Genomic DNA, 22,792 nt, shown 5'->3' on the forward strand with positions numbered 1-22,792 from the left:
CTCAAATCGTAAAAACATGCGTACCGACGGCAGTGGTTGCCGCTCACAGTGACGGGGACACCGGCGTCGAAGCAGGCGCGGGTACAGCGGCTATCGGGAACGACGAAACTCTCAGAACGGTCTCGCTACGGGTCGTCGACTGCGATATGTGCGTTACGTCTGGTCCGCTTCCGGGTTGTTCGTCCGCCGATAGGAGCCCACCATCTTCCACAGCGTGTCGTTGAAGTCGTCGTTGTTGGCTTCGCTCTCGATCTGCCGGTACAGGTTTTCCGAGACTTCGATGCGGGGCATCGAGTGTGTATAGAGAGCGGGAGTAAATAAATCTCCGCTGACACGGAATCGAGTAAAAGCTTCAACGACCCGCTCTAGGGGCCGTATAACCATTTGGCACCGAAGAAGACGAACCAGGCCATCCAGATGCAGAAGACGACTAGCCACGTCCCGTACTGGACTGTCGGGTCCGGAACCAGAACGTACGCCACGACAAGCAAAACCGCGATGCTCGCCGCGGCCGTGGCGTCCCAGCGGTCCAGTGCGGGCGGGTCGACCATTAGGGACTACTGCGAGATGCCGTAGGTGTCGTTGTCCCAGTCGTTGATGCCGGTGTCGTAGACCGCCTGTTCGCGCTCGATGGCGTCAATGCGCTTGCGGTCGGCGGTGCCGAGGTCCCAGTCGAACAACGCGAGGTTCTGGCGGACGTGTTCGGGCGAGGAGGACTTCGGCAGGACCACGACGTCGTTCTCGACCGCCCACTTCAGGATGATCTGGGCCGGCGACCTGTCGTATTTCTCTGCCAGATCCTGAATGACGTCGTCAGCAAACACCTCCGTTCGACATAGCGGCGCGGCCGCCTCGACGACGGTGTCGGTGTCGCGGCAGAACTCGACGACCTGGTCCTGTGTGTTCCATGGGTGGTACTCGATCTGGTTGACGGCGATGGGCACGTCGGCGACGTGCTGGGCGGCCCCGAGCTGGTACGCGCTGAAGTTCGAGACGCCGACGTTGCGGACTTTCCCCTGATCGTGGAGCGTCGCCATCGCGTTCATCGTCTCGCGGATGGAGGTCGCGGGGTTGGGCCAGTGGACGAGATACAGATCGAGGTAGTCAGTCCCGAGACGGTCGAGCGACGCCTTACAGGCCTCGATGACCGACTCGTAGTCGAGGTGTTTCGGCAGTACCTTGGAGGTGAGGAACACGTCCTCGCGGTCGTAGTCGGCGAGGGCCTCGCCGATTTCGCTCTCGTTCTTGTAGCCCTCTGCGGTGTCGACGTGGGCGTAGCCCGCGTCGAGTCCGGCCCGAACGGATTCCTGAACCGTGTCGCCGTCGATGTCCCACGTCCCGACGCCGACCATCGGCAGTTCGTCGCCACTCGGGAGTGTCGCTGTTGGGGGTGTCACAGTACGTGTCTCACTCGCGGCAGTCAAAACCGTTTCGCGCTCGCCGCGGTACGGTACACACCCGGTCGTCTCTCACTCGGGGCTGGCGATGTCGACCGGTTCGCCGGTGTCTGCGCTTCTGGCCAGCGCGTCCATGGCGCGCATATTCCCCAGTGTCTCGGCCTGGTCGATGGGCGGCGTCTCGCCGTTTTCGATAGCGTCCGCGAATGCCTCAACCTGCAACTGGTAGTGGTCGACTGGTTCGAACGTCTCTGTGACCTCGCGGCCATCGACGCTGTAGGTCAGCGAGACGGATTGGTCGTGGGCCGGGCCGAAGCAGTTCGGCGCTTCGAGCCAGCCGTTGTCGGTCTCGACCCGGTAGTACTCCCGTCTCGGCCCGTCGAACCCACAGGAAATAGAGGCGACCCGCCCATCGTTGTACGAGAGGACGCCGCTGAGGTTCGTGTCAACGCCACTGTCCCGCGAGTCCCGGGCATGAGCAAACGCCCGGTCCGGTTCGCCGAGGAACCCTCTGGCCGCGCTGACGGCGTAACAGCCCACGTCCATCAGGCTCCCACCGGCCAGCTCCGGATCCAGACGGATGTCGTCGGGATCGGAGAGCGGAAACTTGAACGACGCATCGACGGTGTGTATCTCGCCCAGTTCGTTTTCGACGATGTCTCTGGCCCGCTGGGTCCGCGGGTGGAACTGATACATGAACGCTTCCATTAGCGTGATGCCCTGTTCGGCACAGTAGTCGAAGAGGTCCACTGCCCCGGCCGTGTCGACGGTCAGCGGCTTCTCACAGAGCACGTCAAGCCCGTGGTCGGCGGCCCGCTGGCTCCACTCGGCATGGAGCGCGTTCGGAAGCGGGTTGTACACCGCGTCGATGTCCGCCTCGGCGAACATCGTCTCGTAGTCGCCGAAGGCACTGGCGATACCCAGCGTTTCGGCCACCTCGCTGGCACGATCTCGGCTTCTGGAGCTGATTGCCGCGACCGTGTGGTCCGACCTCTGGATGCCCGGAATCACGTCTTTGCGCGCGATTTTTGCCGTTGAAATGACCCCAAAGCGCATACCGATACCCGGCTCCCCGCTGATAAACAATTACCGACCTTTCGGCTCCGACTCGACGCTGACTCCCTGTTCAGATACGGCGGCCAGTTCGTCCGCTGGCGGCTCGCATCTGTCGGGCACGAGTTCGGCGGCAACCTCGCGTGCGCGTTCGAAGTGGGCCGTTGCACTGTCACACGCGGCTCCGGAAGTGTCTCGATTTGACTCGTCGCTGCCCTCACGTCGCTTCTGTCGCCCCGCTTCACGGTGTGTCTCGACCAGTTCGACAGCGATGTCTGCGAGCGCCTGCCGGAGCGACGCCCGGTCGCCGTCGAAGCGGCGGTCACGGCCCCAGTCCAGTTCGTACGCCGTCCGGTAGCGGTCGAGGGCGTCTTCCCAGTGTGTGGCCCGCGCCGCCGGGTCTGTTGTTGCTCTGGCCGCGCTCGCAGCCACCTGTGCCGCGTCGACCGGGGCTGACCGGAGTTCGGCATATTCCGCTTCGATTGCGTTTCGAGCGTCCGCGATGGTTTCTGTGGGCGGCTCTGGTGCCGTTACCGCCAGCGCTCGCTCGTACTCGGTCTTTGCCTGTGCGTACGCGTCCGCGGCCCGTTCGTATGCCCGGTTCTCCCATGCACGTCGGGCCGTGTCGCGGTGCTGCTCGGCCGCGCTGACGTGGCGTCGGCGCTGGCAGATATCGATCTGTGCTTGCGTTGACTGGCAACGTTCGTCGATACTCGCTGTCGCCCCCTCTCCCAGCGCTTCGATCCGCCCTCGCCCGTTGTCGAGCGCCTCCTGTGCGGCTGTGATGTGTGTGGCTGCTGTATCGAGGTCTGTCGTCTCTAGTGCCGTCACAGCAGCCTCGACCTGGGATTCTGCCCGATCAAGCTCGGTTAGTGTGCGTGTCCAGACCTGTGTGGCTTCGTCGACGAACTCCCGAACCGGTGTCAGGTCGCCCTTGCACTCGAACGCCCAGCGGTCTTCGTCGACAGTGACGAGTTCGAGTGTCGACGTCCGGAGCCCCGACGTACAATGTACGGCCACGATGTCTTCGTAGGAGAGCGAGATGATCCGGTCACCATCGTCGTCGCCGACGACGAACATGACACGGACGTTGGTTGCGAGCAGATACGCGCGGTAGTCGTCAGCCGGCGTGAGCGACTCGTTGTTCCCCTGAGTAGCGACGAGGCCGGACTGGTCGTTGTACGCGAGATACCTTGGCGTCTCTGTCTCCCGTACGTACTGCCCTAGCGGCTGCTGAAGGCGGCGCGTGCGCCCGAACAGCCCGTCGGTGTTCGCTCGGTCGAATATATCCGGTCGACCCGAGGAACGTACGTCGATAACAGTTTCCACAGTCTACCTCTGTTCGTGACAGTATATTCAAATATCTCTTCGGAGAAATAAATCCTTTGGCCGATAGCAGCGCTCAAACCGGTTGTTTCGACCCAGCCTTGCAACAGTGTCAGTACGGCTGGCTTCGGTCCGTCGGCTGACGCTGTGGGCTCCCGCTCGTCAGGTCGGCGACGCACTGCCGGCAGAACTGGTAGTCCTGCTTGTTCCTCGCCCCGCAGTGAGGACAGTCGATGGATGCAGTGCTGTCGTCGGTGGCGCTGCCACGGCGCCCGTCAGTATCGCCCTGCCCTGTCGCCCCGGCCGGGTCACCGCGGTGCCGGTACGCGTACAGCATGGTCAGGACGTGGAGCCCCACGAGAAGCGCGATTGCGCCGTAGAGCCACTCGCTCACCATCATATGTAACGATACGTGAACGTACTACTTGAGGGTTGTGCCGAGTTACCAATGGTCGGTACTTTCGGCGAGTTCGGAATCAGATCCTGTGACTGCCCGGTGAGCAGACGGGTGTGCTGTGGGCTAGCGTTCAAATACGACCACGCAGCCACAAGAGGCCATGCTTGCTCACACGCTCGGTGGTCCCTGATGGGCCGCCGAACGCTCGTGGCTGTCGGCCGTCCTGACGGCCGTTACGACTGCCGGAGCGCACACTGGGGGGTTGACGCTGACCCCACTGCTCAGTCTCGACCGCTCGGGACCGGGTTGACAGCGTCGGCTGTCCTCGCTGCAATTGATGCCACCTACGAGCAGTTGGTCGTGCTCGACGGGTCGGTCCGAACCTACGCCGTCTGCTGGCTCGACCCAACGCTATCGGACCTCGACGACATAGTTCTCGCCCGCACTGCTGACCCCGATACGTTCCGGCGGTGGTGGGTCGACCGGAAGGACGAGGCCTGTCGCGCCCTCGACAGCGAAGGCTGTGACCCGGCGGCCGTCCGGCGCGCCCTGCTTGCGTCGCTCCGAGACCGCACTTCGTCCGTGTACTGGCCCGACGACGCGTCCTTTTTACGCGGGGACCGCTAATCGCCATCCGTGACTGCCGTCGAGACGCTGACTTACCCCGACCCCGCCGACGCGCTGGATCTTGCGTCGCGCAATGCCGACCGCGGCGCGCTGGTGACACTCGTCGGCACCTGTACGGTCGAGTACGAGGGGCGGGCGGCTAGCTCGCTGGGGCTTGGCGACCGCCACGTGATGCTCAAGCCCGACGGAGCCGCGCTAGTCCACACCGATGAAGGCCAGCAGCCGGTGAACTGGCAGCCACCGGGCTGTGAACACAGCATTAGCGTCGACGACGGCTCGCTGGTTGTTCGTTCCACGCGGTCGACCCCCGAAGAGTTGCTCGAAGTGACCTTTGAGACAGTCGCCCACGCCGCTGCCTTCGATGTGACCGACTCGAAAGACCTCGCACTCACCGGAACGGAGGCCGACCTGAAAGACCGCATTCTTGACGAGCCGGGGTTGGTTGAACCGGGCTTTACACCGCTTGCGACCGAACGCGAGACCCCCGCCGGCGCGGTCGACATTTATGGCGAGGACGCCGACGGTCGGACGACGATACTCGAACTCAAGCGCCGGCGCGTGGGGCCCGATGCAGTCGGCCAACTGGGGCGGTATGTTGATGCGTTAGAACGCGACCTGCACGCCGACACTGATGTCCGGGGTATCCTCGTCGCTCCGTCGGTGACCGACCGGGCACGTCAGTTACTCGCCGAGAAGGGACTGGAGTTCGTCTCGCTGGAGCCACCGTAACTGGCACTTCACTTTCGTCCTACGGACGGTCCGTCCTGCGACTGTACTGACTGCTACAGTCGCCATACAGCCGGATGACGGAGCTACTCGTCTACAGTGACGGTTCCATCGGTGTCGACAACCACACGATAGCCGCTGTAGTCGAACGCCACGTGCCCGTTGGTGTTCGAATCAGCGATGCACGCCCTCAGTGCATCCGGATTGATACTGTCGGCCAGCGGCGGGAGCGTCTCGACCGGCTGTCTCTCCGCGGTTGCCACGGCACGAACGACTGCCATGACGATGGACTGGTCGGTGCCGTGGACTTCTATAACACTTGGTGATCTTCCAGACACGGTTCTCTGACCTCATGCTAAATCTGTTCTCCAGATGTAAAGTTCAGTGTGGCTAGCATAGTAAACGCCGAACCACAATACATGACAACATTCATCATAAGATGTCAACTACACCTGTGTATGTCCCGACAGCTTGGCGACAGCCGGGCGGTAACCCGTGTGGAGTTTGCTCTCTCTGATGGGTCGTATCCCTTTGTGTCGGTGTCTGAAGCCGAAGCGTGTACCGTGATTCTTGAAAAATGCCTCCCGCAGACGGACGATATGTACGCGGAGTTTTTTTCAGTCGAGGGTGCTCGCCCCAGCCGTCTTGTCGAGCGCATCGAAGACGCCAACGGCGGTGAGGCGCGAGTGCTTGAACGCACCAGCGACGGTGGGCTCGTCGAAATCGACGTGCGAGATAACTGTCCCGTTGTCTCGCTTGCGGATGTCGGGGCGGTACCACAGACCGTCCGGAGTGTCGATGGTGAAGGGACTGTCGTAGCTGATGTCCCGGGTCAAATCGAGACGGGGTCGGTTATCGATTCGTTCCTGACTGCCCATCCGGAGGCCGAACTCGCGGCGAAGAAACAGCGTGAGTCTATCGTCCCGCTGTTCGGGTTCCAGAACTATGCGTCCCACACCGAGTCACTGACCAACCGACAGCAGGAGGTTCTTTCGACGGCCCACGAAGCAGGGTACTACAGCTGGCCCCGCGAGGCGACAGCCGCGGACCTGGCTGAACTCCTCGATATCTCGGAGCCCACGCTCCACAAGCATCTCCGGGCTGCCGAACAGAAACTCGTCGCGACCATGTTCGCCTGCCCGCACGACGAACGGGCCACTGACACAGACAGCTGACGGCTACTGTTCTTCGAGTCGGTCCTGCAGGTCCGCGAGCGCGTTCATCGCTTCTATCGGCGTCATCGTCGCGACATCGAGCGAGGCCAACCGCTGTGCCACTGCTTCCGGTAACTCTCCCTTGACGGCGGCCCCGTTCGTCCGAAGCGCCTCCTGTATGTGGCCGTCCGCTCCACCCTCGCTGGCCGAAGCCGCCGCTGCTCCGTTCTCCGTCGGTCCAGTCGTCTCCGTGGCGGCGGAATCCGTGTCGGTGTCGCCCGCCTCGGCATCCGCCAGAAGGTCCCGCGACCGCTCGACGACGGATTCGGGGACGCCAGCCATGCTCGCCACCTCGACACCGTAGGAGGCCGCCGCGGGGCCGGGTGCGAGTTCGTGGTCGAAGCGAACGTCGCCGTCCTCGCGGCTGGTCTCGAAGTGGCGGTTGGTCGCGCCGGGCAGCGCCGCGGCGACGGCAGTCAGGTCGTGGTGGTGGGTCGCAAACAGCGTGTACGCGCCGATATCGTCGTGGAGATGCTCGGTCACGGCGCGAGCGATAGCCAGCCCATCGGCTGTCGACGTGCCGCGGCCGACCTCGTCCAGCAGGACCAGTGAGTCTTCGGTCGCCGCGTCCAGAATCGTCGCCAGTTCGGTCATCTCGATCATGAAGGTCGAGCGGCCGCCGGCGATGTCATCGCTGGCCCCAACGCGGGTGAAGACGCGGTCGAGTATCGGTAGATCGGCCGCCTTCGCGGCGATAAAGCTTCCCGCCTGTGCGAGCAGGCAAATCAACGCGACCTGCCGCATGTACGTCGACTTCCCGCTCATGTTCGGCCCCGTGACCACCCCGAGGAAGGGCTGTCCATCGTTCGTGGCGACGCCATCACCGCTTCCGTCTCCGTTCGCTGGGACTGGCCCGCTCCCCAGATGCGTGTCGTTGGGGACGAAGGCGTCCTCGGTCCGCTCGACGACCGGGTGGCGGCCGGCGGTGATGTCGATGCCATCGCTGCCGACTGTGGGTCGGCAGTAGTTGTACTGCGCCGCGACTTCGGCGAACGAAACAAGCACGTCGAGGCGGGCGAGGCGGTCTGCAAGGGCCTGCACGCGCTCGGCCTCGTCGGCCACCTCGTCCCGGACCGCACAGAACAGGTCGTACTCCAGGTCGTCGGCTGCGCTCTCTGCTCGCAGGATTTCGTCCTCGCGCTCCTTGAGTTCCGGCGTGTAGTAGCGCTCGCTGTTCTTCAGCGTCTGGCGGCGCTGGTAGTCCTCGGGGACGGCATCGAGATTGGCGTTTGTCACCTCGATGTAGTAGCCGTGGACGGAGGTGTGCCCGACCTTCAGCGAGTCGATGCCGGTCCGCTCGCGCTCGCTCGCTTCCAGTTCGTCAATCCACGCCTTGCCGGACTGCTCGGTCGAGCGGAGCCGGTCCAGTTCCTCGTCGTAGCCTTCGCGGATGACGCCGCCTTCGGTCACCTGCTGTGGCGGGTCCGGGCGGATCGCCGCCTCGATTTCCTCGCGGGTTTCGGCCAGTGGGTCCAGTGTCGCGTGCAAGTCCGCGAGTAGGCGGGCATCGGCGTCGGCAAGGTGGTCCTGGATGTCCGGTACGACTGACAGCGTTGCGGCCAGCGACCGGAGGTCACGGGCGTTCGCTCGCCCACGCGAGACGCGTGAGATGAGCCGTTCGAGGTCGTACACCTCCGCGAGCAGGGCTGAGAGCTCCTCTCTGGTTGCGGGGTCGCGCTGGAGTTCCGCAACCGCGCCGTGGCGGGCCTCGATGCGGTCGGCGTCGAGGAGCGGCCGCCGGAGCCAGTCGGTCAGTTTCCGCCGCCCCAGCGCACACGCCGTCTCGTCGACCGTGTCCACGAGCGTGCGGTTCTCGTGACCCCGGACCGAGCGCCGCTCGAACAGTTCGAGACTCTCGACGGCGACGGCGTCAAGCAGCATGTACTCCCGCGGGTCGTACCGCGTGAGGTGATTGAGGTAGTCGAGTGTGCCTGCGGGGTCGACATCTGGATCGACCGGCTCGCCGTCGGGTCCGACTGCCCCGCTGCTGCCGCGGGTGTACTCAGCGTAGGCCAGCAGGCCGCCACAGGCCCGGACTTCCGCGCCGCCGGCGAGCAGTCGATCCGGCGGGCCGAAGTACTGTCCCACCCGGTCCTCGGCGCGTTCCCTGGCAAAGGCGTCCGCGTCGTAGCGCGTCACCAGACAGGCCGGCCCGAAGACGGCGTCCCGGTCCACGTCGACGTCCGGCCCAACGATGGCTTCGGCGGGGCCGAACCGGCTGAGTTCGTCGGCGACGGCGCTTTCCGAGCCGACGCTCGTGGCGTAGCAGTCGCCAGTCGAGATGTCGAGCAGCGCCAGTCCGTACCGCTCGCCTGCGGCCAGAGCCGCGACGTAATTGTTGTCCGCCCCGCCCAGCAGTTCGCTCTCGGTGAGTGTGCCGGGGGTGACGATTCGTGTCACCGCGCGCTCGACCACGCCGCTGACCTCGTCAGGGTCTTCGACTTGGTCGGCGATGGCGACCCGGTAACCCGCGTCCAGCAGCGTCTCGACGTACGACTCGGCGTTGTCGATGGGGATGCCGGCCATCGGGTACTCGCCGGTCGAATCCTCGCGCTGGGTCAGCGTGATCTCACACAGTCGGGCGACCCGTTTCGCGGCCGCACAGAAGGCCTCGTAGAAGTCCCCGACCTGAAAGAGGACCAGCGCGTCGTCGTACTGCCGGCACAGCTCGTAGTACTGTGCCATCATCGGCGTCAGGTCCTCCTCGAGCTCGGCCATCTGCTCGGGCGGGCCAAGCGCAGCGTCCATACCGATTGGCAACAGCCGACACCTGATAGGCGCTCCGCTCTCCCTCGCCATGTGTGTAACGGCGACCAGCCACTAATTTTTATACCGTCCGGGAGACGTAGCCTGTATGTCACGTCGCGCCAACTACGCGCTCTGTGAGTTCCAGCAGCATCTCGGTCCGTCGGCGGACTCGCTCGACGTTCCCTGGGCCGATTTCACTGGTTATTCGACCGATCCGGTTTCCTTCGATATCCCTACCTCGTCGCCGGCAGATCCGTACGTCGAGATGCAGGTGTTCGATGTCGAGGATTTCAACCACGAAATCGTGGTCAACGGCGAACCGCTGTCGGGGTTCGATATCGCGCCCGGCGAGGGGTGGCAGCTCTGGATGGATACGATTGCACCCGAGCGACTCCACCTCGGCGAGAACACGATTCAGTTTCAGCGGAACACCGATTCCAAGGACGCCTTCGTCGTCGGGTCGGTCACAGTCCACTGGACGGAGCCCGTCGAATGAATATATAAACAGATCGACGCCGTTCTGGTGAGGCGTGCCAACAACTACCATTAATAATAGCCAGTACCACCTCTGTCGGGTGATTTCACCTGTTCTGGCTTGGGCAACCGGTGACCGCCGAGCGCCCTATAACCCCTACTTTTATATAGAACCACATGCAATCTTCGCTTGATTATGAGCCAACGCCAGATGCAGGGCCAGCCGATGATCATCCTGGGAGAGGACTCCCAGCGGATGAAGGACAAGTCTGCACAGGAACACAACATCTCGGCCGCTCGCGCGGTCGCCGAGTCAGTACGCTCGACGCTCGGCCCGAAGGGGATGGACAAGATGCTCGTCTCCTCGATGGGCGACGTCACCGTCACGAACGACGGCGTCACCATTCTCTCGGAGATGGACATCGACAACCCGACAGCCTCGATGATTGTCGAGGTTGCCGAGACACAGGAAGACGAGGCCGGTGACGGCACCACCTCCGCTGTCGCCATCGCAGGCGAACTCCTCAAGAACGCCGAGGACCTCCTCGAACAGGACATTCACCCGACGGCGATCATCAAAGGGTTCAACATGGCCGCCACGCAGGCCAAGGACGAACTTGACGACATCGCCACGGAAGTCGACCCCGACGACGAGGAACTCTTGAAGAAGGTCGCCGAAACCTCGATGACGGGCAAGGGCGCGGAGCTCAACAAGGAACTGCTCGCCCAGATCATCGTTGACGCGGTCAACGCTGTGACCGTCGAGGCCGAAGACGGCTCCGTCATCGCCGACCTCGAGTACCTCAACATCGAGACCCAGACCGGCAGCTCCGCCGGCAACTCCGAGCTCCTCGAAGGCGCAGTCATCGACAAGGACCCGGTCCACGAGGAGATGGCAACCGAGGCAGAGGACGCCGACGTCCTCCTCGTCGACACGGCCATCGAACTCGACGAGACCGAAGTCGACGCGCAGCTCTCCGTCGACGACCCGAGCCAGCTCCAGAACTTCCTCGACAAGGAAGAAGAGCAGCTCAAGCAGATGGTCGACCAGATCGCCGACACCGGCGCTGATGTCGTCTTCTGCCAGAAGGGCATCGACGACATGGCCCAGCACTACCTCGCCGAGAAGGGTATTCTGGCCGTCCGCCGCGCCAAGAAGTCCGACATCGAGTTCCTCAAAGAGGTTCTGGGTGCTCGCATCGTCTCCGATCTCGACTCCGCGACCGCGGAAGACCTCGGCCACGGCTCCGTCACCCGCGACGACGCCGAAGGCCTGTTCTACGTCGAGGGTAGCGGCGACGGAGCCCACGGCGTCACCCTCCTGCTCCGTGGCTCGACCGACCACGTCGTTGACGAACTCGAACGTGGTGTCACAGACGCGCTCGACGTTGTCGCGTCCACGGTCGCCAACGGCAGCGTCCTCGGTGGCGGCGGCGCACCTGAAGTCGAAGTCGCCCGCCGGCTCCGCGACTACGCCGACAGCGTCGAAGGCCGCGAACAGCTCGCCATCGAGTCCTTCGCCGACGCGCTGGAGATCATCCCGCGCACGCTCGCCGAAAACGCTGGTCTCGACAGCATCGACACGCTCGTCGACCTGCGCGCCGCCCACGAGGACGGCGACGTCAGCGCTGGCCTGAACGTCTTCTCCGGTGACGTCGAGAACACGCTCGACACCGGCGTCGTTGAGCCAGCACACGCCAAGCGACAGGCGATTTCCTCGGCTGCAGAGGCCGCGAACCTGGTCCTCAAGATCGACGACATCATCGCTGCCGGCGAGCTCTCGACCTCCGGCGGCGACGAAGGCGGCCCCGGCGGCCCCGGTGGCGCCCCTGGAGGCATGGGCGGCATGGGCGGCGGCATGGGCGGCATGATGTAAGCGAGGGGCCGAACGAAGTGAGGGCCCTCGAATAGTGAGCGGCGAAAGCCGCGAACCGCGAGGTTCTGAGCGACGCGAAGAACTTCGTATACGCGAGCGGGGGGAACAGCGTGACCCGCAAACAACGTTGCTGATCAGACGAAGACTTTCTGAAAAACGCCGAAGCAACTCCGCTGGGCGTGCTTCGTCTCCTAACAGACCAGCCAGCAGACGATATTTTCGACCGCCTACAGTTCAATTTTCTACGGCTATGGACACGCTGTGACACCGCCGATATCGAGACGTGAAACCGGAGACACAATTAGGTATCTCTCTGCAAAGTATCGACTGTCCCGGTCCGTTTGGTGGGACGGACTGGTGACAGCGGGTGGGGACCTCTTTCCGTTTTAGGGCTGATTCGACAGTCGCTCGCGTTAGTCAGGTTGTGTCGTTCGGTTTCGGTGGCGTCGGTCTTCGAACACCACGTCCGTCGTTCCTAGGTCGCTGTAGCGGAGAATTTCGGTCATCCGGTAGGTATCCGTTCCGTCGTCGACTGTGTACTGGAGCGCGTAGCTCCGGATGACGCCGTTGGGCGTTACGGTCGCCGAGAGGGAGACGTTAGTCACACGGTCGACGGGACGAGTGGCGATCGCGCTGCTGTCGGCCGACCCGGTTCCTTTGATGCGATACAACGAAACGCCGTACAGTTGCTTGATGACCTCATCGCCGGGGCGGATAGACGTGATGTTGGTGGCGGAAAGCAACGCCATGAGACGCCCGTTGAACGTGGGTTCGAAGAACAGTGCGGCCCGGGGTGAGCGTGGCGGGCCACCGATGCCGCGACTGTCCGCGACCACTTCCGTCGATGTCGACCCGTTGACGGTCGTCCGTCTGAGCGCACGGCCGTCCCGCCAGGTGCTGTGAATTTCGCGCGCTGTCACACTCTGTCCGGATATCGTTCGGGTGGCCGTGTACGACTCGTACCCCGCGCTGATGCTGGCACGGGTCCGGACGCGCCTGTGCAGGCCGCTGCCGTTCATGACAGTCCTTGTGTGGTGGACTCGATAGGAGGTGTTCGAGAGCCGACTGACATGGGCGCGGCCGAGCGTGGTGGCGTTGATAACCTGGTCGCCGACAACGCCCGGGGCGCGTTGGGCTGGACTCGTCGGTGCGTCTGCCGTCGGGACTGGTGCTGGTGTCACCGTCTCCCTGGTAGCTGCGTCGTCCCCGAACAGCCCGGCACACCCGGCGCTCAGTAAACAGAGACAGACCACAGCAATCGCCACCCCGCGACGCATACCGATGACTGGTTGCGTGGTAATATAACCTCTGTGACGGCGGAGGGCTAAATATCGTCGAGTGTCAACATACCGTATGCAGACGCTGCTTCTCGGCGCGGACGCGGTCGAGGACCACGCGGCGATGCCGGCAGTCATCGACGCGGTTGCCGCGGCCTTCGCCGCCGATGCCAGGGAGAGCACAATTATGCCGGCCAAGTCCTACATCGACCTGCCGCAGTACAACGGCGACTTCAGGTCGATGCCGGCCTACGTCAACGCCGAGACGTGGGATGCCGCCGCGGTCAAGTGGGTCAACGTCCATCTGGACAACCCCCGCGACCACGACCTCCCGACCGTTCTTGGGACGCTCATCTACTCGGACCCCGAGACTGCGTTCCCGCTGGCTGTGATGGACGGCACAGTCTTGACACGCCTGCGGACCGGGGCGGCGGCCGTCGCCACCGACCATCTTGCCGTCGCCGACGCGGACTCACTCGGACTGGTCGGGGCCGGCACGCAGGCGTACACGCAACTGGACGCTATTTCGGCGGTCCGAGACATCGAGACGGTGGTCGTCGCCGACCGGGATAGAGAGAAACAGCAGGCGTTCGTCGACACGTTCACCGACCGGTTTGACGTGCGGGCGGGCCCCATCGAGGACGCCGCTGGCTGTGACGTGCTATCGACGATTACGCCCGTCGAGTCGCCCATCGTGGACCGTGAGTGGCTCGGCGAGTGCACACACGTCAACGCCATCGGGGCCGACGCCGCCGGCAAGCAGGAACACGACGAACGCACGCTCCTCGACGCGAAACTCGTCATCGATAATTACGAGCAGTGTACTCACTCCGGCGAAATCAACGTCCCGTGGGGCAGGGGTGTCCTGACCGATACTGACCTCCACGGGGAACTCGGAGACATCGTTGCGGGCACGCTTTCGGGGCGGACCGACGACGACGGGATCACGCTTTTCGACTCGACGGGGCTGGCTATCTAGGACGTTGCAGCCGCACACGTCGTCTACGAGAACGCCAGCGACGATGGCGACGGAACGGCGTTCTCACTTGTCGACACCGACGCGACCTGATTACGTCGAGGGCGTGAGCATCTCGGTCACTTTCGAGATGCCCCAGACGATGATAAGAAACGGCAAGAGCGGGACCAGCAGGACGAGCAGGCCGGCGAGCATCCCCCAGCCGAACACGTCCATCTCCTCGTTGCGACGGCTACCCGTCCCCGGCGTGACCGACCGGAGGGCCTTCGGCAGTCGTCCGCTGTCTTCCGCCTCGTCGTCAGGTGATTTTGCCATACCTTCTCTTGCATTGAGACGTGTATAAGCCTAGGCCCGACAGTTACATCGCACCGGCGACACCGCTGCCGATAGCGGCCCCGCAGTTGTCACAGGCGACGAGGTAGAACCGCTTTGAGGCAGTAAAGAAGCCGGTCGTCGACTCCATGTCGAGGAACTCCACATCCTCTTGGGCGTTCATTTCCGCGTCGCATTCGGGACAGTGAACCATCAGGCCGCACCTCCGTTGGACTTCGCGCCGGCGACGCCGCTACCGATAGTAACACCACAGGCCGCGCAGTTGGCAGTGTAGAAGCGCTTGGAGGCTTTGATAAACCCGGTGGTCGCGTCCACTTCAACGAACTCGATGTCGTCGGCCGTTTCGATCGAGGTCTCACAATCAGGGCAGTGTACCATACATTCCTGACACCTGCCGAGTCCGGCAAAAATCTTGTGTGGGCATCTGCTCTTCCGGTCAGCGTACTGGCGACGCTATCGGTTCGACATGCGGCACATCGGATATCACCGACGCCGCTACTGAGACCGAGCACCACTATCTGTGATAGCTGCGTACACCGATCATGCCGAGTCGAAGACTCTCGTTTCGTCTTGGCCGGCCGGAACTGGCTGAAGCTGGAGCATTCGTCCCAGTTCTTGAACTGAGTGCCGTGAACGGCTGTTGAACTCCGAGACACCCGAAACAGTGACAGTCTCCAACACGCAATGGTATGCTCACTGGGAATGTACCATGGGTAGCAAATCTGTCTTGGTCGTCGCAGCCGACGGGCTGGATACCGCCACTCTCGAATCTGCCCTCGCCGAGACGCCGGCTTCGGTCACGCACCTGTCGGACCTCACGGACCTCTTCGATACGCTCACCTATTCGGCGTTCCACGCGCTCGTGCTGCCCGAAACAGTCGATGGCCAGTCCGGAACCGATATCGCGTACGGTGTCAGGAAGCTGTTTCCCGACCTGCCGGTGATCATCGTTGGCGAGGACCCAGCGGCGGTCCCGGATGATCTTGAGGTGACGGCCGTCGAGCCGTCGGCACGTCTCGAAGACGCCGTCGCTGAGGCCGTCCGGGACAGTCTCGACGCTGAGCCACCGTCCGTTGCTGGACGCCCACCGTCCCCGATGGAGACGCTGTTACTCTCTCTGTTCAACGAGATTCCCGACCACCTGTATGCGAAGGACGACCAGGCTCGACACGTCCTGCTGGGCCGGGGGTTCAACGAGCCGACCGACCGGCTCGGCCTCACTGACGTCGAAGTCCCGGAACTGGTCGAGGAACACGCGAAAGCGGCCCTGCGTGACGAGATGGACGTTATCGAGGAGGAAACAGATCTGATCGAAGTGGAGGAGTTCCTCGACCTCGATGCGTCGTACGTCCGCACCCGCAAGATGCCGTGGTATGATCCCGCTGGCGACGTTCAGGGGATCGTCGGACACACGCAGGATATCACTGACCGAAAGCTCCGCGAGCACGCGTTTCGTCGCCAGAACGAACGGATGGTGAAAGTCGCACTCGTGGCGTCTCACGAGCTTCGAAATGAACTTCAGATCGCCTACGGCCGACTCGAAGAGCTGGCTGACTGCGATGGTTCGACTGCCGACATCGAGGAGTCGCTTTCCCAGATCTCTACGATTATCGATACCGTGGTCGAGCTCTCCACGAGCGACCCAAATGGCCCGGTCCAGTACGACGAGGTCGAACAGGTCCCAAAGCGGGAACACGTGTGGCTCTCACGTCTCAGTCGAGAGGTGTGGGACACGCTCGCCGACAGTGAGGCGCGCCTGACCTTCGACGGGGATACCCGTATTGTCGCCGATCAGGAGTCCGCCGGACTGTTGCTCCAGATACTGTTCCAGAACGCACTTGAACACGCCGGACCGTCGGTCACCGTCACTGTCGGTACGACGGCAGACGGTTTCTTTGTCGCCGATGACGGCCCGGGCATCGATGTCGAACCGCTGGAGCGCGTGTTCGACGCGGGTCACACTGCTGTCGCAGAGAACACTGGGTTCGGACTCTATGTCGCCAGACGGGTCGCCGCTGACCACGGTTGGACGGTCACAGCGACGGAGAGCGAGTCGGGCGGTGCCCGATTCGATATTGGAAACGTCGACTGTCCCGAATAGCGGGCGGCCAGTCGACCTGTGGCGACGCGACCGGTCTGTAAGCAGCTGGCCCCCCGGAGTCACGCCCGGTCGGCTTGTGTGTCGTGTGGCGAACCCTGATACCCTCCCGAAGGGAAAGGTATAGCACGGTCGCTGCCGGATGTTCCGATATCATGACCACGACCGGTGAGGAACGCGAGCGGGGGTTCGATCATACAGAGATCGAGCCCCGGTGGCAGCGCACGTGGGACGAGGCCGACGTGTTCCGGATCGACGACGACGAGACCGACCCGGAGTACGTGCTGGCGATGTTCCCCTACACCTCCGGAAGCCTCCACATGGGCCACGTCCGGAACTACACAATCACGGATGCCTACGCCCGCTTTGAGCGGATGCGCGGCGAGAGCGTTCTCCACCCGATGGGGTGGGACTCCTTCGGCCTCCCGGCTGAGAACGCCGCCGAGGAACGCGACACCAACCCGCGGGACTGGACGATGCAGTGTATCGACTCGATGCGCGACCAGCTCACGGAGATGGGCTTTGGCTACGACTGGGACCGCGAACTCGCGACCTGTGAACCCGACTACTACCAGTGGAACCAGTGGCTGTTCAAACAGTTCCGCGAGGAAGGGCTGGTCGAGCGTCAGGCCGCCGAGCTGAACTGGTGTCCCTCCTGTGAGACTGTCCTCGCCGATGAGCAGGTTGAGGGCGAGGAAGAACTGTGCTGGCGCTGTGACACGCCCATCGAGGCCCGCGAGATGGACCAGTGGTTCTTCACCATCACCGACTACGCCGAGGAACTGCTCGAGGACTTAGACGACCTCGAGGGCTGGCCGAACAACGTCCGGGAGATGCAGCGCAACTGGATCGGCAAGCAAGAGGGCGCAAGCGTCGCCTTCGAGGTTGGCGACTACGGCGAGGTCGACATCTTCACGACCCGGCTGGACACCATCCACGGGGCGACGTTCTTCTCGCTAGCTCCGGGCCACCCTGTCGCACAGGAAATTGCCGAGGGCAACGACGAGGTCGCCGAATACATCGAAACGGCCGAACAGGCCGACGAGGACGAACTGGACGTGACTTCCGGTGTGTTCACCGGCGAGTACGCGACCAATCCCGCGACCGGTGAGGAGATTCCCGTCTACGTCGCCGACTACGTGCTGACCGACGTGGGGACTGGCGCGCTGTACGCCGTGCCGGCTCACGACGAGCGCGACCACGAGTTCGCGGAGGCCCACGATATCGATATCGTGCAGGTCATCGAACCGACTGACGACGCGGACGCTGATCCCGAGGACATCGACGTGCAGGAAGCGGCCTATCCTGAAGACGGCCTGCTGGTCAACAGTGGCGAGTTCGACGGACTCAGTAGTAACGAAGCCCGCGACCGCTTCGTCGAGGAGTTCGACGGCGAGCACCGCACGGAGTACAACCTCCGGGACTGGGGCATTTCCCGCCAGCGCTACTGGGGCACGCCGATTCCGATGATCCACTGCGACGACTGTGGCTACGTCGAAGTCCCCGACGAGGACCTCCCCGTCGAACTGCCGGAGTTCGTCCACACGACCGGGAACCCGCTGGATGCCGCAGAGGAGTGGAAACACGTCGACTGCCCCGACTGCGGGGAGAGCGCGGTGCGGGAAACGGACACGATGGACACCTTTGTCGACTCCTCGTGGTACTTCCTGCGGTACACCTCGCCGGAGATGGACGAGGCCCCCTTCGACGCCGAGCGAGCCAGCGACTGGATGCCGGTCGACCAGTACGTCGGCGGTATCGAACACGCCGTGATGCACCTGCTGTACGCCCGCTTCTTTACGAAAGTGCTGGACGACCTCGACATGGTTGATGGCGTCCGCGAGCCCTTCACCAACCTCACGAACCAGGGAATGGTGCTGGGCGAGGACGGCAACAAGATGTCGAAGAGTCTGGATAACGGCGTCTCACCCCAGCGCATCATCGAGGAGTACGGGGCCGACACGGCTCGGCTGTTCATCATGGAGGCCGCCCAGCCAGAGAAAGAATTCGCCTGGAGTCCTGAGGGTGTGCAGTCCGCCCACAGCTTCCTCCAGAACGTGTACACGCTGGTTTCGGCCTACGCCGAGGGTGAGGCGGGGACCGCCGCTGACACGGAGAATGGGGCCGACATCGCGGACTACGTCGCCCGCGAAATCGACGCGACGGCAGCGAATGCGACGGCGGAGTTCGAGGACTTCAGGTTCAACCACGCGCTGCAAGCCGTGCGGGAACTGGTGTCGCTACTGCGCCGCTATCAGGAGGCGACTACCCCCGACGCTGACACCTTCGAGCGCGGGCTGGCGACGGCCGCGAAACTGCTCGCTCCGGTCGCCCCCCACGCCGCTGAGGAGATGTGGGCCGAACTGGGCCACGACGACCTTCTCGCGGAGGCCGAGTGGCCGGCCGCTGAGGCGCCCGACGACTACGAGACGGAGCGTCAACTGATTGAGAACACCCGCGAGGACATCCGCGACATCGTCGACACGGTCGGCATCGAGGACCCACAGACGATTACGCTCGCGGTTGCACCGGAGTGGAAACACCGCGTCCTCGACCTTGCCCGGAACGCCGACGGCAACGTCGTCGGCACCGTCATGCAGGACGAGGAACTGCGCGAGCAGGGCGAGGCGGCCGCGGACTTCGCCAAGGAACTGGCCGGCCGTGCACAGTCGCTGGACGAGCAACTGCCGCCCGAGCGTGAACAGGCGGCGCTTGACCGGGCTGCGTGGCTCATCGAACGGGAGTTCGGCGCTGACGTGGTCGTTCAGGGTCCCGAGGAAGGGGACCCCGACCTCGTCAGCAAGGCCGGTCCCGGCCGTCCGGCCATCAACATCGACGAATAGCCCGCAGTCGTTCGATTTTCGTCTGTCGCGGTCTACTTGGCGCTGACCAGCCCAGTATCGACGAGGTCCTCGAAGACGCTCGCCGCGTGACCGTCGGGGCCGACCCGCTCGTAGACGGCGACGACGCGTTCCTTCGCAATGACGTATGTCGTCCGCTGGCTCCGCCCGTCGACGAGTGGCACATCGAACGCGTCACACAGCCGCCCTTCGGGGTCGGCCAGCAGGTCGAAACTGATGCCGTTCGATTCAGTAAAGTCGCGGTGGCTCTCGACGCCGTCGGTCGAGACGCCGTACACCGAGACACCGGCCTCCTCGAACCGATTTGCGTGCTCCTCGAACTGCGTCGCTTCCGTCGTGCAGCCGGCGGTGTCGTCCGCCGGATAGAAGTACAGCACCGTCGGCTGCTCGAAGCTGGGCTGGACTGCGTCGCCGTGCTGGTTTGTCGCCCTGATCGTCGGCACGTCGGTACCGGGTTCGAGTACCATCGTTAGTTTACGGGGATATCCGTCCCGTCGTCGTCCTCGCTGTGTCCGACCTTCGCCAGCCGAACGGTGAGAACGCCGCTGTCGTAGCTCGCGGTGGTCTCACCGTCGTCGACGGCTTCGGGGAGGCGGACCGACCGGCTCAGCGACTGTTGCCGACGCTCGCGCTGGACGTACTGCCCGTCGGTCGATTCCCGCTCCTGGCTCGACGTGGCGCTGATGGTGAGCTTCCGGTCCTCGACAAGCTGGACGTCGATGTCCTCGCTGTCGTAGCCGGGCAGGTCCGCGTGGACGAGGAAGGCGTTGCCCTCGTCGACGACGTCGACCGGGATAGCCCCCATGTCGACGCCAAACTGCTCTCCAAGCATATCGAACGCGCGCTCAATCTCGCTGAACGGATCGCGGTCAGACATACACGGGGCTACACAGGCCCGGGACTTAACGCTTGAAGCGGTGCCGGCGGTGTCTCGCGGGCTCAGTTGACGACCGTTTTGGAGTCGTACGACCCCAGCCGGCGTACCCACCCTTTTCCGGCGATGTCTTCGATATCAGCGAGGGCCTCCTGTGTCCGCTGTTCGTAGAGGCCAGCCGAGATGTCGATGTGGAAGACGTAGTCGCCCAACCGCTCACCGCTTGGCCGGGACTCGACGCGGGTGAGGTTGATATCGCGGTCGGCGAACGGCTGCAGCAGTTCGAGCAACAGACCGGGGTAGTCGACGTCGGGGTAGACAATGAAGGAACTCTTGCCGCCGGCCTCACTTCTCTCACTCGTCGGGGCGACGACGACGAAGCGGGTGGCGTTCGAGGACCGGTCCTGAATGTCCTCTGCGAGCACTTTCAGTTCGGTGCCGTTGGTCGCGTTCTCCGGGTGGCCGATCGCGGCGATGTCAGCGTCGCCACGGGCGCGCTCGACGCCGCGGGCCGTCGACGCGACGGCTTCGACATTGACGCCGGGGTAGTGCTCGTCGAGCCAGCCGCGACACTGGGCCAGCGCCTGGGCATGGCTGGCCACCAGCGAGAACGAGTCGTCCTGTGCGAGTAGGGCGTGGCGGATCGGCGTGATGATCTCCTCGACGACGGCGATGTCGTACTCCGCGAAGGCATCGAGCGATTCGGTGACGGAGCCTTCGATACTGTTCTCGACGGGGACGACGCCACGTTCGGCCTCGCCGTTGGCGACGGCCTCGACGATGGCGGTCACTGACTCAGAAAAGGAGATATTGTCGTCGGTGACTGCCTGTGCGGCGCGGTGGGAGTAGGTCCCCTCAGGACCCAGGGTAACAGTGGTCATACCCGGGGTACAGCGGTGGGAACCAAAAGAACCGTGGTCAGCGGCAAGCGCTATCCCCTGTCGTCTGCCGTCGTTCAGGACAGCCGCGCCAGTTCTTCCTCAGTGAGGGCGATGGCGCTTGCGGCCACATTCTGTTCGAGGTGGTCGAGACTGCTGGTTCCGGGAATCGGCAGCATCACGTCCGAGTGCCCCAGCAGCCACGCCAGCGCGATCTGATAGGGAGTGGCGTCGTGGCGCTGGGCGATTTCGTCGATACCGTCGACGCCGTCGAGGTCGCCAGCCCCCAGCGGGAACCACGGGATGAACCCGATGCCGTAGTTCTCGCAGGCTTCCAGCACGTCCTCGTCGTCGCGATGGGCGACGTTGTACTGGTTCTGGACCGTCGCGATGTCGACGATGTCGCGGGCTCGATCCAGTTGTTCGACGGAGACGTTCGAGACGCCGATGTGGCGGATCAGCCTCTCGTCCTTCATCTCGGCGAGCGCGTGAATCGAGTCTTCGAACGGCGTGTCGGGGTCTGGCCGGTGGTACTGGTACAGGTCGATAGGGTCCATCCGCAGGCGATCCCGCGAGCACAGCTGGGCGTTGCGCAGGTAGTCCGGATCGCCGTGGGGCAGCCAGTCTGCGTCGGTGTTGCGGAGCAGGCCGCCCTTCGTTGCGATGACGAGGTCCTCGCGTTCGGTATCGAGCGCCTCACCGATGAGCCGCTCCGAGACGCCCGGTCCGTACGAATCCGCCGTGTCGATGAAGTCAACACCGAGTTCGACCGCCCGCTTCAGTACGGCGTGAGCGTCCTCTTCGTCGTTCGGTTCGCCGATGACGTCATTGCCGGTGAGCCGCATCGCGCCGAAGCCGAGCCGGCGGACTGTGAGTTCGCCACCGATATCGAACGTCTCACTTTGGTTTGTGACCATGTGAACACGGTTGTCCGCACGCCTGAAAACAGTCGCGCTGGCGCAGGTCGTCATCGCGGCTGGTGTCGATACCCCACGCTGACCGCTCACTCGCTGCTACGGTGGAACAGCGCGAGGTGAACGAGGAGATATCGCGAGGCATAAAAAACCGTCACGCTGGCGACGAAGGCAAACAGCGAGACGGCCGCAACCGACAGCCCGAACCCGGAGTCAACGAATGGGTTTCGACCCGTGAACGCGATGTATGCGGACACTGCGTCACCGCCGCCCAGCCCCACAGCGAACAGGCAAAGCGAGAGGACAATCGCCAGGCCGCCGGTTCCGAGGCCGACGTACCGCGCGAAGTCCTCGGCGTTGAGCGCCGCGTGCGCCTGTTGCTCAGTCAGCGGCGCGAGCCGGACTCGGTAGAGGACTGACCCGACAAGCAAGGTCGCACCGAACAACTGCAGGAACCCGCCGAACACCCCGAGCAACAGCACTTTCGGCGAGGCGACGCCGGGCTCAATCGATGGCAAAAACGCCGCGGTGCTGTCCGGATACAGACCGTAGATCGGTAGTAACAGCGCCAGCGCGCCAAGCAGAGCGCTCTGGAGCGCGAGCGTCCGCGGGACAGTCTGTCTGAGATACGAGTGGCGTTCGTAGCGGAGTCGTTCATACGTCGACCCCGAGATGATTGCCTGAGCGATGGTGTCGTTGGGCTGTGAATCAGTAGACATCTCTTACCGGTTCCTATTCACCGA

General features: G+C 63.7%; 24 protein-coding genes and 1 pseudogene. 8 read left to right on the plus strand and 17 right to left on the minus strand.

Annotated elements, in window-relative coordinates:
• Positions 1-153: 153 nt before the first annotated feature.
• The 6 genes from RBH20_RS15970 to RBH20_RS15995 form a co-directional block, all read right to left on the minus strand.
• On the minus strand, positions 154-291 hold the full coding sequence (locus RBH20_RS15970) for a hypothetical protein (RefSeq protein ID WP_004516449.1): 138 nt from the start codon (positions 289-291) through the stop codon (positions 154-156).
• A 74-nt stretch (positions 292-365) separates the two neighbouring features.
• Positions 366-551, minus strand: coding sequence for a hypothetical protein (locus RBH20_RS15975; protein ID WP_306710324.1), 186 nt, complete (start codon positions 549-551; stop codon positions 366-368).
• Positions 552-557: 6 nt separating this feature from the next.
• Complete coding sequence (locus RBH20_RS15980; RefSeq protein WP_306710489.1) at positions 558-1,352, minus strand: aldo/keto reductase; 795 nt, start codon at positions 1,350-1,352, stop codon at positions 558-560.
• Positions 1,353-1,469: 117 nt separating this feature from the next.
• Positions 1,470-2,453 (minus strand): Gfo/Idh/MocA family protein, encoded by a 984-nt coding sequence (locus tag RBH20_RS15985; RefSeq protein ID WP_306710326.1) that lies wholly within the window; start codon positions 2,451-2,453, stop codon positions 1,470-1,472.
• 30 nt (positions 2,454-2,483) lie between these two features.
• Positions 2,484-3,779 (minus strand): hypothetical protein, encoded by a 1,296-nt coding sequence (locus tag RBH20_RS15990; protein WP_306710328.1) that lies wholly within the window; start codon positions 3,777-3,779, stop codon positions 2,484-2,486.
• Positions 3,780-3,888: 109 nt separating this feature from the next.
• Positions 3,889-4,176 carry a zinc ribbon domain-containing protein gene (locus tag RBH20_RS15995; protein WP_306710330.1) on the minus strand — a complete coding sequence of 96 codons (288 nt, stop codon included), beginning with the start codon at positions 4,174-4,176 and terminating at the stop codon, positions 3,889-3,891.
• 186 nt (positions 4,177-4,362) lie between these two features.
• Between RBH20_RS15995 and RBH20_RS16000 the strand changes: the two genes are divergently transcribed.
• Together RBH20_RS16000 and nucS are read left to right on the plus strand one after the other, a co-directional pair.
• Positions 4,363-4,800 carry a hypothetical protein gene (locus RBH20_RS16000; protein WP_306710332.1) on the plus strand — a complete coding sequence of 146 codons (438 nt, stop codon included), beginning with the start codon at positions 4,363-4,365 and terminating at the stop codon, positions 4,798-4,800.
• A gap of 9 nt (positions 4,801-4,809) precedes the next feature.
• The gene (gene nucS / locus RBH20_RS16005) at positions 4,810-5,529 is read left to right on the plus strand and encodes an endonuclease NucS (RefSeq protein WP_306710334.1); all 720 of its coding nucleotides are present in this window, start codon (positions 4,810-4,812) and stop codon (positions 5,527-5,529) included.
• 83 nt (positions 5,530-5,612) lie between these two features.
• Here the strand turns inward: nucS and RBH20_RS16010 are convergent, their stop codons facing one another.
• Positions 5,613-5,864, minus strand: a complete 252-nt coding sequence (locus RBH20_RS16010; RefSeq protein WP_306710336.1) for a HalOD1 output domain-containing protein — start codon at positions 5,862-5,864, stop codon at positions 5,613-5,615.
• A 120-nt stretch (positions 5,865-5,984) separates the two neighbouring features.
• Between RBH20_RS16010 and RBH20_RS16015 the strand changes: the two genes are divergently transcribed.
• Positions 5,985-6,701 (plus strand): bacterio-opsin activator domain-containing protein, encoded by a 717-nt coding sequence (locus RBH20_RS16015; protein WP_306710338.1) that lies wholly within the window; start codon positions 5,985-5,987, stop codon positions 6,699-6,701.
• Positions 6,702-6,704: 3 nt separating this feature from the next.
• On the opposite strand, the gene mutS is transcribed toward RBH20_RS16015, so the two are convergent.
• Entirely contained in the window at positions 6,705-9,488 is a 2,784-nt protein-coding gene (gene mutS, locus RBH20_RS16020; protein WP_306710339.1) for a DNA mismatch repair protein MutS, read from the minus strand.
• Between the two features lie 106 nt (positions 9,489-9,594).
• Between mutS and RBH20_RS16025 the strand changes: the two genes are divergently transcribed.
• Positions 9,595-9,984 (plus strand): hypothetical protein, encoded by a 390-nt coding sequence (locus RBH20_RS16025; RefSeq protein WP_306710342.1) that lies wholly within the window; start codon positions 9,595-9,597, stop codon positions 9,982-9,984.
• A gap of 174 nt (positions 9,985-10,158) precedes the next feature.
• A complete protein-coding gene (gene thsB / locus RBH20_RS16030) occupies positions 10,159-11,838 on the plus strand; it encodes a thermosome subunit beta (protein ID WP_058993238.1) in 1,680 nt (559 codons plus the stop codon).
• Positions 11,839-12,251: 413 nt separating this feature from the next.
• On the opposite strand, the gene RBH20_RS16035 is transcribed toward thsB, so the two are convergent.
• A complete protein-coding gene (locus tag RBH20_RS16035) occupies positions 12,252-13,115 on the minus strand; it encodes a hypothetical protein (protein WP_306710344.1) in 864 nt (287 codons plus the stop codon).
• Positions 13,116-13,191: 76 nt separating this feature from the next.
• On the opposite strand from RBH20_RS16035, the pseudogene RBH20_RS16040 reads away from it, so the two are divergent.
• Positions 13,192-14,184, plus strand: a pseudogene (locus RBH20_RS16040) (ornithine cyclodeaminase family protein).
• Here the strand turns inward: RBH20_RS16040 and RBH20_RS16045 are convergent.
• From RBH20_RS16045 to RBH20_RS16055, 3 genes are read right to left on the minus strand one after another with little or no spacing between them, the layout of a single operon-like run.
• Positions 14,185-14,406 (minus strand): hypothetical protein, encoded by a 222-nt coding sequence (locus RBH20_RS16045; protein WP_306710346.1) that lies wholly within the window; start codon positions 14,404-14,406, stop codon positions 14,185-14,187. It lies immediately after the preceding pseudogene.
• 43 nt (positions 14,407-14,449) lie between these two features.
• The gene (locus RBH20_RS16050) at positions 14,450-14,617 is read right to left on the minus strand and encodes a hypothetical protein (RefSeq protein WP_005536532.1); all 168 of its coding nucleotides are present in this window, start codon (positions 14,615-14,617) and stop codon (positions 14,450-14,452) included.
• On the minus strand, positions 14,617-14,802 hold the full coding sequence (locus tag RBH20_RS16055; RefSeq protein ID WP_306710348.1) for a hypothetical protein: 186 nt from the start codon (positions 14,800-14,802) through the stop codon (positions 14,617-14,619). Before RBH20_RS16055 ends, RBH20_RS16050 begins: the two co-directional genes overlap by 1 nt.
• 331 nt (positions 14,803-15,133) lie before the next feature.
• On the opposite strand from RBH20_RS16055, the gene RBH20_RS16060 reads away from it, so the two are divergent.
• Together RBH20_RS16060 and leuS are read left to right on the plus strand one after the other, a co-directional pair.
• Positions 15,134-16,525 carry a HAMP domain-containing sensor histidine kinase gene (locus RBH20_RS16060; protein ID WP_306710350.1) on the plus strand — a complete coding sequence of 464 codons (1,392 nt, stop codon included), beginning with the start codon at positions 15,134-15,136 and terminating at the stop codon, positions 16,523-16,525.
• Positions 16,526-16,677: 152 nt separating this feature from the next.
• Complete coding sequence (gene leuS, locus RBH20_RS16065) at positions 16,678-19,365, plus strand: leucine--tRNA ligase (protein WP_306710352.1); 2,688 nt, start codon at positions 16,678-16,680, stop codon at positions 19,363-19,365.
• Positions 19,366-19,397: 32 nt separating this feature from the next.
• On the opposite strand, the gene RBH20_RS16070 is transcribed toward leuS, so the two are convergent.
• The 5 genes from RBH20_RS16070 to RBH20_RS16090 all read right to left on the minus strand — a co-directional run bounded on the left by RBH20_RS16070 (position 19,398) and on the right by RBH20_RS16090 (position 22,768).
• A complete protein-coding gene (locus tag RBH20_RS16070; protein WP_306710354.1) occupies positions 19,398-19,850 on the minus strand; it encodes a peroxiredoxin in 453 nt (150 codons plus the stop codon).
• Positions 19,851-19,852: 2 nt separating this feature from the next.
• Positions 19,853-20,260: an Hsp20/alpha crystallin family protein gene (locus RBH20_RS16075; protein ID WP_306710356.1), complete on the minus strand. Its 408-nt coding sequence runs from the start codon at positions 20,258-20,260 to the stop codon at positions 19,853-19,855.
• Positions 20,261-20,322: 62 nt separating this feature from the next.
• Positions 20,323-21,138 carry a prephenate dehydratase gene (gene pheA, locus RBH20_RS16080; protein ID WP_306710358.1) on the minus strand — a complete coding sequence of 272 codons (816 nt, stop codon included), beginning with the start codon at positions 21,136-21,138 and terminating at the stop codon, positions 20,323-20,325.
• Positions 21,139-21,212: 74 nt separating this feature from the next.
• The gene (locus RBH20_RS16085; protein WP_306710360.1) at positions 21,213-22,052 is read right to left on the minus strand and encodes an aldo/keto reductase; all 840 of its coding nucleotides are present in this window, start codon (positions 22,050-22,052) and stop codon (positions 21,213-21,215) included.
• 86 nt (positions 22,053-22,138) lie between these two features.
• The gene (locus tag RBH20_RS16090) at positions 22,139-22,768 is read right to left on the minus strand and encodes a hypothetical protein (RefSeq protein WP_306710362.1); all 630 of its coding nucleotides are present in this window, start codon (positions 22,766-22,768) and stop codon (positions 22,139-22,141) included.
• Positions 22,769-22,792 lie beyond the last annotated feature (24 nt).

It is taken from the genome of Haloarcula sp. H-GB4 (assembly GCF_030848575.1).
GTDB lineage: Archaea > Halobacteriota > Halobacteria > Halobacteriales > Haloarculaceae > Haloarcula.

Excerpts from the sequence above, each read along its gene's own strand:
- RBH20_RS16090 (WP_306710362.1), bottom strand. The coding sequence starts at position 22,768 with ATGTCTACTGATTCACAGCCCAACGACACCATCGCTCAGGCAATCATC.
- pheA (WP_306710358.1), bottom strand. The coding sequence starts at position 21,138 with ATGACCACTGTTACCCTGGGTCCTGAGGGGACCTACTCCCACCGCGCC.
- RBH20_RS15975 (WP_306710324.1), bottom strand. The coding sequence starts at position 551 with ATGGTCGACCCGCCCGCACTGGACCGCTGGGACGCCACGGCCGCGGCG.
- RBH20_RS15985 (WP_306710326.1), bottom strand. The coding sequence starts at position 2,453 with ATGCGCTTTGGGGTCATTTCAACGGCAAAAATCGCGCGCAAAGACGTG.
- RBH20_RS16015 (WP_306710338.1), top strand. The coding sequence starts at position 5,985 with ATGTCCCGACAGCTTGGCGACAGCCGGGCGGTAACCCGTGTGGAGTTT.
- leuS (WP_306710352.1), top strand. The coding sequence starts at position 16,678 with ATGACCACGACCGGTGAGGAACGCGAGCGGGGGTTCGATCATACAGAG.
- RBH20_RS16060 (WP_306710350.1), top strand. The coding sequence starts at position 15,134 with ATGGGTAGCAAATCTGTCTTGGTCGTCGCAGCCGACGGGCTGGATACC.
- RBH20_RS15995 (WP_306710330.1), bottom strand. The coding sequence starts at position 4,176 with ATGATGGTGAGCGAGTGGCTCTACGGCGCAATCGCGCTTCTCGTGGGG.
- RBH20_RS16050 (WP_005536532.1), bottom strand. The coding sequence starts at position 14,617 with ATGGTTCACTGTCCCGAATGCGACGCGGAAATGAACGCCCAAGAGGAT.
- RBH20_RS16045 (WP_306710346.1), bottom strand. The coding sequence starts at position 14,406 with ATGGCAAAATCACCTGACGACGAGGCGGAAGACAGCGGACGACTGCCG.
- RBH20_RS16000 (WP_306710332.1), top strand. The coding sequence starts at position 4,363 with ATGGGCCGCCGAACGCTCGTGGCTGTCGGCCGTCCTGACGGCCGTTAC.
- thsB (WP_058993238.1), top strand. The coding sequence starts at position 10,159 with ATGAGCCAACGCCAGATGCAGGGCCAGCCGATGATCATCCTGGGAGAG.
- RBH20_RS16070 (WP_306710354.1), bottom strand. The coding sequence starts at position 19,850 with ATGGTACTCGAACCCGGTACCGACGTGCCGACGATCAGGGCGACAAAC.
- RBH20_RS15980 (WP_306710489.1), bottom strand. The coding sequence starts at position 1,352 with ATGGTCGGCGTCGGGACGTGGGACATCGACGGCGACACGGTTCAGGAA.
- RBH20_RS16035 (WP_306710344.1), bottom strand. The coding sequence starts at position 13,115 with ATGCGTCGCGGGGTGGCGATTGCTGTGGTCTGTCTCTGTTTACTGAGC.
- mutS (WP_306710339.1), bottom strand. The coding sequence starts at position 9,488 with ATGGACGCTGCGCTTGGCCCGCCCGAGCAGATGGCCGAGCTCGAGGAG.
- RBH20_RS16055 (WP_306710348.1), bottom strand. The coding sequence starts at position 14,802 with ATGGTACACTGCCCTGATTGTGAGACCTCGATCGAAACGGCCGACGAC.
- RBH20_RS16075 (WP_306710356.1), bottom strand. The coding sequence starts at position 20,260 with ATGTCTGACCGCGATCCGTTCAGCGAGATTGAGCGCGCGTTCGATATG.
- RBH20_RS15970 (WP_004516449.1), bottom strand. The coding sequence starts at position 291 with ATGCCCCGCATCGAAGTCTCGGAAAACCTGTACCGGCAGATCGAGAGC.
- RBH20_RS16025 (WP_306710342.1), top strand. The coding sequence starts at position 9,595 with ATGTCACGTCGCGCCAACTACGCGCTCTGTGAGTTCCAGCAGCATCTC.
- RBH20_RS16085 (WP_306710360.1), bottom strand. The coding sequence starts at position 22,052 with ATGGTCACAAACCAAAGTGAGACGTTCGATATCGGTGGCGAACTCACA.